Genomic DNA, 13,770 nt, shown 5'->3' with positions numbered 1-13,770 from the left:
TCATGACCGTTCTTCCCGTGCTTCCCTCCGCCGCCGTCGCGTGCTGCTCGCCGGTGACCGCAGGCGTTCTCGACGACGACCAGGCCGAGGTGCTGGCGCGGATGTTCAAGGCGCTCGGTGACCCCAACCGGGTCAAGCTGCTCTCGATCATCGCGGCCGCCGAGGACAACGAGGCCTGCGTCTGCGACCTCACCGAGCCGGTCGGGCTGTCCCAGCCGACGGTCTCCCATCACATGAAGCTGCTGGTCGAGGCCGGGCTCGTCACCCGCGAGCAGCGCGGCCGGTGGGCCTACTTCTCCATCGTCCCCGGCGTCCTGGACTCGCTCGCGGGCGCGCTGGCGTCCCGCTAGGCGCCCGGCTCAGCGGGTCGCTGCGGCGATGACCTCCAGCAGTCGGCGATGGAGCTCCATCAGCTCGTCGACGCTCATGTCGAGACGCTCGACGATCGCGGGCGGGATCTTCTCGGCGTCGTCCCGCAGTGCGCGCCCGCGATCGGTCAGGACGACGGCGAGCGAGCGCTCGTCGAGCTTGTTGCGCTCGCGCCGGATGTAGCCCTGCGCCTCGAGGCGCTTGAGCAGCGGGGAGAGCGTGCCCGGGTCGAGCTGGACCTTCCGGCCCAGCTCGGAGACGCGGAGCGGCTCCTCCTCCCAGAGGGCCAGCATGACCAGATACTGCGGGTGGGTCAGCCCCATGGGCTCGAGCAGGGGCCGGTAGAGGCCGATGACGCTGCGGGCGGCGACGGCCAGGCCGAAGCAGACCTGCTGATCGAGGGCGAGCGGGTTCTCGATCCCCGAGAGGGGGTCCTTCTGCGTCGGCATGTGAGTTAGCGTACCAATAGTTGGTGCACAAACAGTTCGCCTGGTAAGTATGGGACCGTGAACGATCAACCGCGACGACCACGCCACCTGATGGACCCGGACAACCCGATCCGGCCCGTCAACGACAAGTCGCTCACACACGTGAAGCAGTGGGTGGCGTCCGTGCTCGTCGTGTTCACCGTCGCCCACCTGGCGGTCGGGCTGGTCATCGGTGCCGTCGCGATCGACCCGGTCTACCAGAGCTCGCGGATCGGGCTGTGCATCATCGCCGCGGCCTTCGGGGTGCTGGGCCTGGCCGGCGGGTTCCTCATCCACCGGCGCAGCCCGTTCACGCCCTGGCTGGTCCTCGGTGTCCTGCCGGCCGCTGTCGGGCTCTGGTACATCCTGCGCTGAGCCCGGATGCCGAGTCGGCGCGTTCTGACGCGCCGACTCGGCGGGGCTCCTCGTCAGAACAGGTCCGGCACGGTCCAGCCGTCGAGGTCGTACTCGGCCAGGAACTCGTCGGCGAGCCCCTTCATCGCGTCCGCCCCGCCGCGGTTCTGGGCGGCGAAGAGGAGCTCGGCCTTCACGTTCTCGTGGTTGCCGGAGTAGTTGCGCTCGTAGAGCTCGTGGCGGCCGCCGAACTCGGAGCCGATCGAGTCCCACAGGGCCTTCATGACCTTGACCCGGTCGACGGCGGTGATGCCGTTGGAGCCGCGGACGTACTTGTCCAGGTACGGCCGCACCTCGGGGCTCTTGAAGTCGGCGGCGCCGGAGGGCAGGTAGATCAGCCCGGAGGCGACGTCCTGCTCGATGATCTCCTTGACCCGCGGATAGCCGTGGATCATGAACATCCGGTACGTCAGGCCGTACTCCAGCTTCGGGATGACCGCGTCGCCGACCCACGGCTCGGGGTCGCGGGCCATCGACTCGGTCAGCGACCAGAACAGGTTGCGCCAGCCGATCACCTCACCCACCCGGGTCTGTACGCCGCGGAAGCCGCCCGAGCCGGTGGCGTCGAGCGCCTTCATCAGCAGGCCGGCGATGAAGTCGAGCTTGACGGCCAGGCGGGTGCAGCCCTGGAAGGTGAACCGCGGCAGGAACCCCGACTGCGGGAAGAACGCGTTGATCCGGTCGACGTCGCCGTACATGAAGACGTTCTCCCAGGGCACGAGCACCTTGTCGAAGATGAAGATGGTGTCGTTCTCGTCCATCCGGCTCGACAGCGGGTAGTCAAAGGGCTCGCCGTTCTTGGCGGCCTGCTCGGTGTAGGAGGATCGGCAGATCAGCTTGATGCCGGGGGCGTCCATCGGGACGGTGCAGATCAGCGCGAACTGCTTCTTGCGGATCGGCAGGCCGTAGTGGGCGATGAAGTTGTAGTTGGTGATCGCCGAGCCCGTCGCGACGACCTTGGCTCCGGAGACGATCAGGCCGGCGTCGGTCTCCTTCTCGACCTTCATGTAGACGTCGCCGACCTCGTCCGGCGGGAGCTGGCGGTCGACCGGCGGGTTGATGATCGCGTGGTTCCAGTAGAGGACCTTCTCCTGGGACTCGCGGTACCAGCGCTCGGCGTTGTCCTGGAATGGGGCGTACAGCTCCTTGTTGGCGTGCAGGGTGCCGAGGAAGCTGGCCTTGTAGTCGGGGGAGCGGCCCATCCAGCCGTACGTCATCCGGGCCCAGCGTGCGATCGCGTCGCGCTCCTTGAGCAGGTCGGCCGAGGACGTCGGGGTCTTGAAGAACGGCATCGTGATGCCGCCGTTGCCGGTGTCGGTCGGCACGGTGAGCTCGTCGACGTGCGGGCCGGTGTGCAGCGCGTCGTAGAGGCGCGCGGTCATCCGCACCGGGTTGCGGAAGGCCGGGTGGGTGGTGACGTCCTCGACCCGCTCGCCGTGCAGGTAGATCTCGCGGCCGTCGCGCAGGCTCTCGATGTACTCGTCGCCGGTCATCGGCCGGGAGGCGAAGTTGGTCTGCTGGTTGGCGGGCGAGCCGGCGGCCGGGTTGACGGTCGGCGGTCCGTCGGGCTGGGTCTCCGGGGCGAGGGTGTCGGTCATGGGTTCTCTCCTTGGTCTGGCTTTCAGGGTTGGGATCAGTAGTGGGTGGATCGCGGGATCGCGGGGACATCGAGGGCGGTGAACGACGTGGTCGCGTCGAACCAGCCGGTGCTCGGGTCGTCCTGGCAGCCGAGCCAGACGACCTCGGAGGACGGGTTGCCGATGTGGTGGAAGGCGCTGTCGTGGAAGAGCAGCGGCTTGCGGTCGGTGGTGATCACCTCGACGACCTCTCCGAGGAACAGCAGGTGGTCCCCGCCGTCGTCGGTACGCCACGGGCGGCACACCAGCGTCGCGGCCGTCCCGCCCAGCCGCGGCGCGGTCGCGCCCTCGCGCCAGGGGAGCGGGTCGCTGCCCGGACGCCCGGCGAAGTGCATGGCGACATCGCTCTGGTCGTCGGCGAGGACGTTGACCGCGAAGGCCTCGCCCTCGAGATAGGCGGCCGCCTTGGACGTACGCGTCAGGGCGACCTGCACGAGCGGCGGGTCCAGCGAGATCGGGGTGAAGGCCGTGACCGTGGCGCCGTGGTGGGCGCCGTCCGGGGTGCGGCAGGTGATCACGGTGACGCCGGTCGCGAAGCGGCCGAAGGTCGACCGCAGGGTGCGTGGGTCCATGGAGCTCCTCCTTCGTCGGGGCCGCAGATGTGTGGCGGCGGTCACGTCGGAGGACGACGCTAGATCCGGATCACGAGGGCGGCGATCCGCTGGGCGAACGGGCTGTCCGGATTGCGCACCGGGTTTCCGGACGCTCTCGGCGACGGCCGGATGCGCTGTTAATGTGAAGGACGTCACTAGGGGGTGGCAGATGAGCACCGGCACTCTCACCGCATCATCCGGGTCGTCCGGCGACATGGAGAGCTTCTCCGACGAGGTCGCCCGGGCGTACTTCCCGCATGCCCTGACCATGCGCGGCCGGCCCGCGTGCCCGGCTGAGCTGCGTGCGGTCGACCTCGGCCCCGTCCGGCTGACCCGGATCGGCTGGGGTGCGGAGGTGTCGGTGGAGTCGGACCATCCCGGCGCCTGGGCGGTCAACGTCCCGCGCAGCGGTGTGCTCGAGGCCAACGTCGGTGGCGCCCATGTGCTCTCGCTCGACGGCCAGGCGACGGTGTGCCCTCCCGACCGGCCGACCAAGATGACGCGCTGGTCTGCCGACTGCTCGATCGTCGGGATGCGGGTCGACCGTGACTACCTGGTCGAGGAGGTCGCGGCCCTGGTCGGCCTGCACACCGACCGGTTGCCCGCTCAGCTCGACCTGCGTGCCCATGGCGCCCGCGCCTGGATCGGCCTGCTCGGCTCGCTCGGCACCGAGGCGATGCGCAACCCGGCGCTGGTGGGCGACGAGAGGGTGCGTCGCCGGCTGGCCGGGACGCTGACCGCCGCCTTCGTCGCCGCCTGCTTCCCCGAGGAGCCGGCCGTCGGCTCCGTCCGGCCCCGGATCGTCTCCCGCGTCGTCGAGGCCATGGAGGCCGACCCGGCGCGCGAATGGGCCGTCTCCGATCTCGCCCGCGAGGCCGACGTCGGCATCCGCCGGCTCCAGCAGGGCTTCCAGCGCTACCTCGGCCGCACCCCGACCCAGAAGCTGCAGGAGATCCGCCTCGAACGCGTCCACGCCGACCTGCTCGCCAGCCGCGGCGACACTGTCGCCGAGGTCGCCTACCGGTGGGGCTTCACCCACCTCGGCCGCTTCGCCGCCGCCTACCGGCAGGCCTACGGCGTGCCGCCTTCGCAGACCTTGCGCTGCCGCTGACCCTCTCCGCGCCGAGTCGGCTCGTTCTGACCGAGATCCGTGCCGAGTCGGCTCGTCATGACGCGCCGACTCGGCGTCGTGTGGTCAGTTCGCGCCGACTCGGGGCTCGTCGGTGCTGAGGCCGGCCAGGATGTTCAGTGCGCGGGTGATCAGCGGACTCTCGTCGCCGGCGCGGGTCGCGGCGACGAGCTCGACGCCGGGGGTGCCGGTGAGGGGGACGTACACGACTCCCGGGACGGCGAGAGCCGCAGTGGGCTCGGGGACGATGGCGACACCGAGACCGGCGGCCACGAAGGTGACCAGGGTGGAGGTCTCGGCGACCTCGTGGGCGATGTGGCTGCGGATCCCGGCGGAGTCGAAGAGCTCCTGGATCATCGCGTTCATCGCCGAACGGCCGCCGCCGGCGTGGATGACCAGGCCTTCGCCGTCGAGGTCGGCGATGCGTACGCGGCGACGGCCGGCGAACCGGTGGTCCCTCGGCATCGCCACCAGCAGGTTCTCCTGGCGCAGGTGGGTGATCGAGAGGCTCCCGGAGTTGCCCGTGGGCAGGGGGCGGAGCAGGCCGAGGTCGAGGGTGCCGTCGGTGAGCGCCGCGGCCTGGTCCGGCGAGAGCATCTCGCCCCGGAACCCGAACTCGACCTCGGGCAGCTCGGCGCGCAGGGTGCGCGCCAGCGCCGGGAGCAGCGAGTACGTCGCCGACCCGACGCACCCGATCAGCAGTCGGCCGCGCCGCCCCGAGGCGATGCTGGCGGCCTCGTGGGCGGCTGCGTCCACGGCACCGAGGATCTCCCGCGCCCGTTCCAGGTACGCAGCACCGGCCGGGGTCAGGTCGACCCGCCGCGTCGTCCTGGTGAGCAGGGTCAGCCCGAGCTCGGCCTCGAGCTGACGGATCTGTTGCGACAGCGGCGGCTGCGCCATGTGGAGCCGCTCCGCCGCCCGGCCGAAGTGACGCTCCTCGGCGACCGCGACGAAGTAGCGAAGGTGGCGCAGCTCCATGCACTCATACTCGCAGAGTCTCAGTCGCTCGGCAGTGATATGCCTTGCCGAGGCGTCACGTACGTCGGCCGAAGCGTCGCCCGCGTCGGCCGAGTCGTCACGGCGCTGCCCACTCGGCCGACGTACCTGACGCCTCGGCCGACCGAACTGACGCCTCGGCTGTCGGGGGCCTCGGCTCAGGCCGGCAGCGTGTCGCCCTGTACGGCCTGGATGTCCAGCTCCACCTTGAGGGTCGTGCCGATGGCGGCGATGCCGGCGGCGACGGCCTGGTTGTAGTTCATCGCGAAGTCGTCACGGCGCAGCTGAGCGGTGGCGCGGAAGGCGGCCCGGGTGCCGCCCCAGGCGTCCGGGCCGGTGCCGAGGTAGGCGACGTCGAGGTCGACGGAGCGGGTCTGCCCGTGCATCGAGAGCTCCCCGTGCACGGTCCAGCGGTCCGATCCGGCCGGGGTGAGGCCGGTGGAGCGGTAGACGACCTCGGGGTACGCCTCGACATCGAGGAAGTCGCCGCTGCGGAGGTGGTCGTCGCGCATCCGGTTGCCGGTGTCGATCGAGGCGGCACGGATGACGGCCTCGACGCGTGACTTCTCCAGACGGTCCGGGGCGATCTCGACGACCCCGGCGAAGTCGGTGAACCGGCCGCGCACACTGGAGATGCCCAGGTGCTGCGCGACCGCGCCGACGGTGGAGTGGGCGGGATCGATGGTCCACGGGCCGGGGGCCGGGAGCGAGGTGTCGCCCTGGCGCGTCAGCGTGACGGTCCCGAGCGAAGCGAGACCTGAGGCCGTGACGATCGCGGTCGCCGCGGCGGGGGACCAGCCGATCGCGGTGACGATCGCGACGTACGGCCCGGGGGCGAGGACGGTGTCGTCGGCGACGACACCGTCCTCGTCGGCCTCGGCGCGCAGAACCTGACCGCCGGCCGTGTCGGTGAGGGTGACGACCGCGTGCGCCACGGCCCAGCCGTCGCGGGTGCGGATCTGTGCGGTCAGTGCCATCGCGGATCAGTCCTCGGGGTGGGAGAGGACGATCTCGTGGCCGTCCACGCCGTGGCCGGTCAGGCTCACGGCGCCGGCCGCCGGCGGGTAGCTGGTGGCCAGGACCGTGTAGTCCCCGCTGTCGAGATCGGCGAAGGCGTACGCCCCGTCCGGGCCGGTCGTCGCGGTCCCGGCCACGTTGCCGGCCGCGTCGACCAGCGTCACCCGAGCGTCGGCGAGCGGCCCGAAGGCCGCCTTGACGACACCGGTCAGGCGAGCGCCGGTGACCATCTCGACCTCGATCCGAGTCACGCCGGTGGCACCGATCTCGATCGGCACCGCGCGCGGGCGGTAGCCCTCGGCGTTGACCGCGACCGTCGCCGGTCCCGGGACCAGCTCGTCGATGAAGAAGGTGCCGTCCGCGACGGTGGTGCCGGTGGAGAGCAGGTCGCCGCGTACGTCGGTCACGATCACCATCGCGTCTTTGATCGGCGCGCCGTCCTCGCCGCCACGCACGATGCCCTTCAGGCCCGTGGTGCCGCTGAGCAGGAGGTCGTACGCCACCGGCTCACCGCCCACGACCACCGTGGACGCCTGCGGCTGGAAGCCGTCGGCGGAGGCGATCAGGACGTACGTCCCCGACCCGGGCGCGTCCACCGCGTAGGAGCCGTCGGCGTGAGCGACCGAGCGGCCGAGCTGACGCCCGGACAGCGAGATCAGCGTGACCGCGGCGTGCGGGACCGGGATGTTTCCGGAGCCGCGGACGAAGCCGTGCAGCGCGATCCCGTTGGCGACCGGCGCAAGAGCGGCGGCCTGCTGCTCGGGCACCCCGGCGACGGCCTCGGCGACCGCTGCGGGCCGGTCGACCTCGGCGGCCTCCGCGGCGGCCTGGGCGATCCCGCCCTTGGTCTTCAGCGGGACCTCCTTGATGAACACCACGAACAGCAGCGCGATGACGGCTGCCCCCGCGGCGACCAGGAAGATGTCGGCGATGCCGTGCCCGTACGCACTCTCCAGCACCGACCGCAGCGGCTCGGGGACCTTGTCCATGTCCGGGATCTCGCCCGAGGTGCCCTGCGCCAGCGCGGCGTAGCGCGGACCGAGGTCGGCCAGGCCGTCCTGGACGTAGTCGGTGACCCGGTGGGCCATCAGCGCACCGAGCGCGGAGACACCCATCGCGCCGCCGAGGCTGCGGAAGAACGTCACCATGGAGCTGGCGGCTCCGAGGTCGGCGGGTGCGACCTGGTTCTGGGTGGAGAGGACCAGGTTCTGCATCGTCATGCCGACGCCGAGGCCGAGGACCGCCATGAAGACGGCGACGTGCCAGTACTCGGTGTCGTAGCGGATCGTGCCGAGCAGGCCGAGCCCGCCGACGATGAGGAGGGCGCCGACGACGAGCCAGGCCTTCCACCTCCCGGTGCGGGTGATGACCTGGCCGGAGACGGTCGAGGAGAGGAACAGCCCCGCGATCATCGGGATCGTCATCACCCCGGCCATCGTCGGGGACTCGCCGCGGGCCAGCTGGAAGTACTGGCTGAAGAAGATCGTGCCGGCGAACATCGCCACGCCGACGAAGAGCGAGGCGAGCGAGGAGAGCGTGATCGTGCGGTTGGCGAAGAGCCGCAGCGGGATGATCGGCTCGGCGGCCTTCGACTCGACGAGGACGAAGATCAGCAGGAGCAGCACGGAGCCGCCGACCATGGCCGCGGTCTCCCAGGAGGCCCAGTCGTACTTGTCGCCGGCGAAGGTCACCCAGACGAGCAGCAGGCAGACGCCGGCGGCCATGAAGAAGGCGCCGGCCCAGTCGACCTTGACGCCGTCGCGCTTGATGACGGGCAGGTGCAGCGTCTTCTGCAGCACGATGAAGGCGATGACCGCGAACGGGATGCCGACGTAGAAGCACCAGCGCCAGCCGAGCGAGTCGGCGTCGGTGATGACCCCGCCGATCAGCGGGCCGCCGACGGTGGCGACCGCGAAGACGGCGCCGAGGTAGCCCGAGTAGCGGCCACGCTCGCGCGGGGAGATCATCGCGGCCATGATGACCTGGGCGAGGGCGGTCAGACCGCCCATGCCGATGCCCTGGACCGCTCGGGCGGCGATGAGCTCACCCGGGTTCTGGGCGAGGCCGGCGACGGCCGAGGCCGCCACGAACAGGACCAGCGCGATCTGCATGAGCAGCTTCTTGCTGAACAGGTCGGACATCTTGCCCCACAGCGGGGTGGTGGCCGTCATGGTCAGCAGGGAGGCGGTGACCACCCAGGTGTAGGCCGACTGCCCGCCGCCGATGTCGGCGATGATCTCGGGCAGGGCGTTGGAGACGATCGTGGAGGAGATCATCGCCACGAACATGCCGAGCAGCAGACCCGAGAGCGCCTCCATGATCTCGCGGTGAGACATCTCACCGTGCGAGGTGGGTGCGCCCCCGGACGGGCCTCCCGGTGGACCGGCGTGAGTCCGTTCGGCTGTCGTCGTTGCCATGGACTTCCCTTCTGTATCGAGCAGATCGGTGGTGGGGCAGAGCCCTAGGTGCGTACGTGGGGGAGGGCGGGTGCGGGGCAGACGAGGCTGTCGTGCAGCTTGGCCATGAGCCGGATCAGCTCATGCACCTCCTCCTCGCTCCAGTCGCTGAGCCGCTCGGCGAGCAGCTCGGTGATGTGGTCGGAGAACCCGGCGAGCAGATCGCTCCCGGAGTCGGTGAGGCGCAGCAGGCGCGAGCGCCCGTCGGCCGGGTTGGGGGTGCGCTCGAGCCAGCCCTGGTCGGCGACGTGCGAGACGTGGCGGCTGGTCACCGAGATGTCGACGGCGAGCAGGTCGGTGAGCTCGCTGATGGTCATCTCGCCGTGCTCGCTCAGCAGTCCCAGCACGCCCGCCGAACCGGCCGGCAGGTCGGGCGGGAGATTGCGGGCCAGGCCCTTCCTGACGGCCCCGACCTCGATGAGTCGATGCATCAGCTCGCGGTAGGTCGCCTGCGTCATCATCGCCCCCTCTGATTGGTTGACTTTTACAACCTTATGGAGGATAGGGGAACGATGCAAATTGCCGCGCCGGGTCGCAGACGGAGACCTCGGGCGGCTAGGCGACGGTGCCGCGAGCCGCCCAGGCTGTCGCGGTCACGGTGAACGGGCCGTTGCCGAGCCGGCGCCGGGCGACCTCCTCGAGCGCCGTGCGACCGGCGTCGTCGAGGGCGCTCACGTAGTCGCCCGCCGGCCCGACGCCGAAGGTGTACGGGTCCCACCAGTCCTCGAACGTGGGATGCGTGACGCGGACGACCAGGCCGCTCGGCTCGACCTTGCGGAGGCCGACCTTCTTGAACAGCTTCTCCAGATCACCCAGCCGGGCGCCGGCGAGCAGGGCCTCGTCCTCGGCCTCCGGGTCGATCTCGTGCACGCAGTCCCAGAACGGCGCGACGGCACCGGTGTCGCCGTCCCAGACGCACGCCGCGACGGTGCCGCCGGGTCGGGTGACCCGGACCATCTCCCTGATCCCGGCCTCCGGATCGGTCATGAAGTGCACGACGAGCTGGGCCAGCGAGACGTCGAACCAGTTGTCGGCGAAGGGCAGAGCCTCGGCCACGCCGGTGTGCACATCGACCCTGGCCAGCTGCCGTGCGACCGCCTCCATGAATGGTGGCGAGGGGTCGATCGCGGCCACCAGGTGGGCCTCGGTGAGGGTCACCAGATGACGGGTGAGCGTGCCCGGTCCGCAGCCGACGTCGAGCACCCGCTGGCCCATGCTGACCCGGGCGAAGTTGGCGAAGTGGGGTGCAAGGGGTTCGGCGTAGCGCCCCATGAAGCGGGCATACCTCTCAGCGGCAACGTCGAACCCCATGCTTCAGGCTAGGTCCGCCGTCGCCGCCGCTGACAGCCCCAAGTTCGGTATCTCCGCCCGGGCAGCTTCCCTAGTGCGTCGAGGGCGTCGTCGGGATCTCCGAGCGGTCGTCGGACCACAGCGTGTGGAACGTGCCGTCCTTGTCGACGCGCTTGTAGGTGTGGGCCCCGAAGAAGTCACGCTGACCCTGGATGAGCGCGGCCGGGAGCCGGTCGGCGGCGAGCGAGTCGAAGTAGGCGAGCGCCGAGGAGAACCCCGGTGCGGGTACGCCGGAGGCAGCCGCGATCCCGACGACGCGCCGCCACGCCTCCTCGCCGGACGCGACCGCGTCGGCGAAGTAGGGGTCGACCAGGAGCGTCTCCAGGTCGGGCTTGGTGGCGTAGGCGTCGACGATGCGGTTGAGGAAGCGGGCCCGGATGATGCAGCCGGCGCGCCAGATCTTGGCGAGCGCACCCAGGTCGATGTCCCAGCCGTACTCCTTGGCTCCGGCCACGATCAGGTCGAACCCCTGCGCGTAGGCGACCACCTTCGAGGCATAGAGGGCCGCGCGTACGTCGTCGACGAACGTGTCGGGGACCGCTGGTGCCTTCGGACGGTTGGTCACCGAGGCCCGCATCGCTCCGCGCTGGGCCGGCTTGGAGGAGACCGCCCGGGCGAAGACGGCCTCGCCGATGCCGGAGACCGGGATGCCGAGGCCGAGGGCGTTCTGCACCGTCCAGACGCCGGTGCCCTTCGAGCCGGCCTCGTCGAGGATGACGTCCACGAGCGGCTGGCCGGTCTCGGCGTCCTTCTGGGCGAGCACCTCCGCGGAGATCTCGATCAGGTAGGACTCCAGGTCGCCGGTGTTCCAGTCCCTGAAGACGTCGACGAGCTGCTCCACCGAGAGCCCGGCCACCCGCCGGAGGAGGTCGTAGGCCTCCGCGATCAGCTGCATGTCGGCGTACTCGATGCCGTTGTGGACCATCTTCACGAAGTGGCCGGCGCCGTCGGTGCCCACGTGGGTCACGCACGGCTCGCCCTCGGCCACCGCAGCGATGCTCTTCAGGATCGGGCCGAGCGTCGTCCAGGCCTCGGCCGAGCCGCCGGGCATGATCGAGGGGCCGTTGAGCGCGCCCTCCTCGCCCCCGGAGATGCCGGTGCCGACGAAGTTCAGGCCACGCTCACGCAGCTCGCGCTCGCGGCGGATGGTGTCGTTGAAGTTGGCGTTGCCGCCGTCGACGATGATGTCGCCGGGCTCGAACCGCTCGGCCAGCTGCTCGATCACCGCGTCGGTGCCCTTGCCGGCCTGGACCATGATGATCGCCGTACGCGGCTTGGCCAGCGTCGCCACGAAGTCGTCGATCGTCTCGGAGGCGAGGAAGCCGGCCTCCGGGTGCTCGGTGATGAGCTCCTCTGTGCGGGCGTAGGTGCGGTTGTAGACCGCCACGGTGTTGCCCTCGCGGGATGCGAGGTTGCGGGCCAGGTTGGATCCCATCACGGCCAGGCCCACCACGCCGATGTTCGCGCGGCCATTGTCGTTGTTCGGCATCGTGCTCCTCGGTTGAGTCGGTGATGCCATTCAACTCTGCTCGTCAAGCGGCGGCGGTGGGTGGCTCGGCCCGGAATCGCGCCGGCCGGCCGTCCACGCCGAGCACCTTCCAGGACCACCGCGTGAGCGGCGTACGCAGCCCGAGGTTGTCGAAGAGCATCCGGACGTCGGCGAAGAGATGACGGCGGAACGCGGCGGCCTCGGCGCCGGTGCCCCAGACCTCGCGGACGACCGAGTCGGGCAGTCCCATGAGCTCGCGGTCGGCGCGCGAGGGGATGATGATCGCGTCGGAGCCCAGCCGCATCGCGAGCGGGGTGAGGATGCCGAGAGCCAGGCGCGAGACCGGGTTGAGCGAGGGGGCGTGCTCCTCGAGCCAGGCGTGCGCGAAGCCGATGTGGCGGGCCTCCTCGGCGATGTGGATGGCCATGATCTGGTCCAGGAGCGGATGGGTTCCGCCGGCGCGCATGGCCTCCTTCTGCACGTGGTCGATCGGCTCCTCGCCGGCCAGGATGATGGCGAAGAAGAGGGCGGGATAGAGCCCGCCGAGATGTCCCACGAGCGGGATGGCACGCATCAGCCAGCCCGGTGCGCCCACGACGTCGGGGCAGGCGCGGTTGGTGAACTCCTGGAACATCTGGATGTGATGGGTCTCCTCGGTGAGCTCGTGCATGAAGTAGCGGAACTCGGGGTCGCCGTTGTCGACGCCCATCAGGAACTGGGTGCCGCCGAGGAGGAGCAGCTGCTCGAACTGGGAGCCGGTCTTCACCATCGCGGTGAGCCGGTGCCGGCCGACCTCGATCTGGCGTGCCTTGGGCAGCGACTGGTACCACGGATGGGCGCCGAGCAGGTCGAGCGTGGGCAGGATCCAGCGCTCGTCGTCCTCGGACAGGGCCATCTCGGGCGCATCCCAGTCGACGTCCTTGAAGGCGTTGAAGTACATCTCGACCGACGCCTCGGACAACGTACGCAGCGTCTCGCCGTACTCCCGGCGCGGCACGGGCCTGGTCGGCGTGATCATCCGGACCGGGGTGCCGGCGACCGCACCCACGTAGCCACCGATCGAGCGCAGTGTCTGCACAACCATCCGAGCCTCCTTGCACGACGTTGATACGTCACCAAGGTACATGGGATTTGTGTACCAGGAAACAGGTTCGGCGCGCGTGTTCCGCTCAGCAGATCTCGGCGGCGAGGGCCTTCCGGACGCCGGCGACGAGGTCCTCCGGGGTGCGGGCCGGGCGGTCGAACGTGGTGCGTGCGCTGTGCGCCCCGCCCTCGTCGACCCACTGGAACTCGAAGCCTTCGGCGCTGAGGCCGGTGATCTGGGCGGCCAGGATGGTGTCGACCCGGATGTAGGAGCGGGTCGCGACCGCCTCGCGGAGCTCGTTGCCGTGGTGGTTGTTGAGATGGTCCTGGTTGCGGTGGAGCACGCCGGCGTTGAGGTCGAGGTCGCGGTCGGTGAAGGCATCGAGGGGGATCGGGACCGCCTCGCCGGTGCGGCGCACCAGCATCACGTTGGAGACGTCCATGACCACCTCCTCCCACTCCGTCTCACAGCACGTGCAGGCATCCGTACGCAGCCACCTCAACGCCCCGGTCAGCCGGACCGCCTCGCCGTCGCCCAGTGCGCCCTGGAGGACCAGCACGACATGGCTGCCGCGGCGCCCGGCGTACGCCATCCGCTGCTCGGGTGGGCACAGGAAGGTCGGGCGCCCGCCGTCGTCGGCGAAGCCCTGCATCTCCAGCTCCTCCATCGAGTAGGGGATGCCGTCGATCACCACGCTGCCGCCACGAGGGCATGACAGGATGCTGCGGGCAATGCTGGCGGTCGAATCCATGACACCTCCGTGTTTAGG

The 13,770-nt window shown here is 70.3% G+C and carries 14 protein-coding genes; 3 read left to right on the top strand and 11 right to left on the bottom strand.

The annotated features are described in order from the left end of the window. Positions 1-2: 2 nt before the first annotated feature. A complete protein-coding gene (locus ABTX24_RS23365; RefSeq protein WP_350842978.1) occupies positions 3-350 on the top strand; it encodes an ArsR/SmtB family transcription factor in 348 nt (115 codons plus the stop codon). A 9-nt stretch (positions 351-359) separates the two neighbouring features. Here ABTX24_RS23365 and ABTX24_RS23360 read toward each other — a convergent pair whose 3' ends face one another. Next, complete coding sequence (locus tag ABTX24_RS23360) at positions 360-818, bottom strand: MarR family winged helix-turn-helix transcriptional regulator (RefSeq protein ID WP_160027561.1); 459 nt, start codon at positions 816-818, stop codon at positions 360-362. A gap of 57 nt (positions 819-875) precedes the next feature. On the opposite strand from ABTX24_RS23360, the gene ABTX24_RS23355 reads away from it, so the two are divergent. Beyond that, complete coding sequence (locus ABTX24_RS23355; RefSeq protein WP_350842976.1) at positions 876-1,211, top strand: hypothetical protein; 336 nt, start codon at positions 876-878, stop codon at positions 1,209-1,211. Positions 1,212-1,264: 53 nt separating this feature from the next. Here ABTX24_RS23355 and ABTX24_RS23350 read toward each other — a convergent pair whose 3' ends face one another. After that, the gene (locus ABTX24_RS23350; protein WP_160027565.1) at positions 1,265-2,848 is read right to left on the bottom strand and encodes a 4-hydroxyphenylacetate 3-hydroxylase family protein; all 1,584 of its coding nucleotides are present in this window, start codon (positions 2,846-2,848) and stop codon (positions 1,265-1,267) included. 35 nt (positions 2,849-2,883) lie between these two features. Beyond that, positions 2,884-3,459: a flavin reductase family protein gene (locus tag ABTX24_RS23345; RefSeq protein ID WP_160027567.1), complete on the bottom strand. Its 576-nt coding sequence runs from the start codon at positions 3,457-3,459 to the stop codon at positions 2,884-2,886. A gap of 190 nt (positions 3,460-3,649) precedes the next feature. Here ABTX24_RS23345 and ABTX24_RS23340 point away from each other — a divergent pair, with 190 nt between their 5' ends. Next, positions 3,650-4,591, top strand: a complete 942-nt coding sequence (locus ABTX24_RS23340) for an AraC family transcriptional regulator (RefSeq protein WP_350842973.1) — start codon at positions 3,650-3,652, stop codon at positions 4,589-4,591. 84 nt (positions 4,592-4,675) lie between these two features. Here the strand turns inward: ABTX24_RS23340 and ABTX24_RS23335 are convergent, their stop codons facing one another. From ABTX24_RS23335 to ABTX24_RS23300, 8 genes are all read right to left on the bottom strand, one after another. Beyond that, on the bottom strand, positions 4,676-5,587 hold the full coding sequence (locus ABTX24_RS23335) for a LysR family transcriptional regulator (RefSeq protein WP_350842972.1): 912 nt from the start codon (positions 5,585-5,587) through the stop codon (positions 4,676-4,678). Positions 5,588-5,763: 176 nt separating this feature from the next. Continuing rightward, positions 5,764-6,582: a YceI family protein gene (locus ABTX24_RS23330; protein ID WP_350842970.1), complete on the bottom strand. Its 819-nt coding sequence runs from the start codon at positions 6,580-6,582 to the stop codon at positions 5,764-5,766. A gap of 6 nt (positions 6,583-6,588) precedes the next feature. Continuing rightward, entirely contained in the window at positions 6,589-8,958 is a 2,370-nt protein-coding gene (locus ABTX24_RS23325; protein ID WP_350842968.1) for an MFS transporter, read from the bottom strand. Positions 8,959-9,083: 125 nt separating this feature from the next. Further along, the gene (locus ABTX24_RS23320) at positions 9,084-9,536 is read right to left on the bottom strand and encodes a MarR family winged helix-turn-helix transcriptional regulator (RefSeq protein ID WP_350842966.1); all 453 of its coding nucleotides are present in this window, start codon (positions 9,534-9,536) and stop codon (positions 9,084-9,086) included. Positions 9,537-9,633: 97 nt separating this feature from the next. Then, on the bottom strand, positions 9,634-10,389 hold the full coding sequence (locus ABTX24_RS23315; protein WP_160027579.1) for a class I SAM-dependent methyltransferase: 756 nt from the start codon (positions 10,387-10,389) through the stop codon (positions 9,634-9,636). A 70-nt stretch (positions 10,390-10,459) separates the two neighbouring features. Continuing rightward, a complete protein-coding gene (gene gnd / locus ABTX24_RS23310) occupies positions 10,460-11,917 on the bottom strand; it encodes an NADP-dependent phosphogluconate dehydrogenase (protein ID WP_350842965.1) in 1,458 nt (485 codons plus the stop codon). A 43-nt stretch (positions 11,918-11,960) separates the two neighbouring features. Further along, positions 11,961-13,001 (bottom strand): AurF N-oxygenase family protein, encoded by a 1,041-nt coding sequence (locus ABTX24_RS23305; protein WP_350842963.1) that lies wholly within the window; start codon positions 12,999-13,001, stop codon positions 11,961-11,963. A gap of 85 nt (positions 13,002-13,086) precedes the next feature. After that, positions 13,087-13,752, bottom strand: a complete 666-nt coding sequence (locus ABTX24_RS23300; protein ID WP_350842961.1) for a DUF2470 domain-containing protein — start codon at positions 13,750-13,752, stop codon at positions 13,087-13,089. Between the last annotated feature and the right edge of the window lie 18 nt (positions 13,753-13,770).

Source organism: Nocardioides sp. NPDC127514 (assembly GCF_040302125.1).
Lineage (GTDB): Bacteria > Actinomycetota > Actinomycetes > Propionibacteriales > Nocardioidaceae > Nocardioides.
Note: the sequence above shows the minus strand (reverse complement) of the source record. Positions and strands in the feature narration are given on the sequence as shown.

Bases quoted from the DNA above. Each gene is read 5' to 3' on its own strand.
- ABTX24_RS23360 (WP_160027561.1), bottom strand. From the start codon at position 818: ATGCCGACGCAGAAGGACCCCCTCTCGGGGATCGAGAACCCGCTCGCC.
- ABTX24_RS23315 (WP_160027579.1), bottom strand. From the start codon at position 10,389: ATGGGGTTCGACGTTGCCGCTGAGAGGTATGCCCGCTTCATGGGGCGC.
- ABTX24_RS23330 (WP_350842970.1), bottom strand. From the start codon at position 6,582: ATGGCACTGACCGCACAGATCCGCACCCGCGACGGCTGGGCCGTGGCG.
- ABTX24_RS23340 (WP_350842973.1), top strand. From the start codon at position 3,650: ATGAGCACCGGCACTCTCACCGCATCATCCGGGTCGTCCGGCGACATG.
- ABTX24_RS23320 (WP_350842966.1), bottom strand. From the start codon at position 9,536: ATGACGCAGGCGACCTACCGCGAGCTGATGCATCGACTCATCGAGGTC.
- ABTX24_RS23335 (WP_350842972.1), bottom strand. From the start codon at position 5,587: ATGGAGCTGCGCCACCTTCGCTACTTCGTCGCGGTCGCCGAGGAGCGT.
- ABTX24_RS23325 (WP_350842968.1), bottom strand. From the start codon at position 8,958: ATGTCTCACCGCGAGATCATGGAGGCGCTCTCGGGTCTGCTGCTCGGC.
- gnd (WP_350842965.1), bottom strand. From the start codon at position 11,917: ATGCCGAACAACGACAATGGCCGCGCGAACATCGGCGTGGTGGGCCTG.
- ABTX24_RS23350 (WP_160027565.1), bottom strand. From the start codon at position 2,848: ATGACCGACACCCTCGCCCCGGAGACCCAGCCCGACGGACCGCCGACC.
- ABTX24_RS23345 (WP_160027567.1), bottom strand. From the start codon at position 3,459: ATGGACCCACGCACCCTGCGGTCGACCTTCGGCCGCTTCGCGACCGGC.
- ABTX24_RS23300 (WP_350842961.1), bottom strand. From the start codon at position 13,752: ATGGATTCGACCGCCAGCATTGCCCGCAGCATCCTGTCATGCCCTCGT.
- ABTX24_RS23365 (WP_350842978.1), top strand. From the start codon at position 3: ATGACCGTTCTTCCCGTGCTTCCCTCCGCCGCCGTCGCGTGCTGCTCG.
- ABTX24_RS23305 (WP_350842963.1), bottom strand. From the start codon at position 13,001: ATGGTTGTGCAGACACTGCGCTCGATCGGTGGCTACGTGGGTGCGGTC.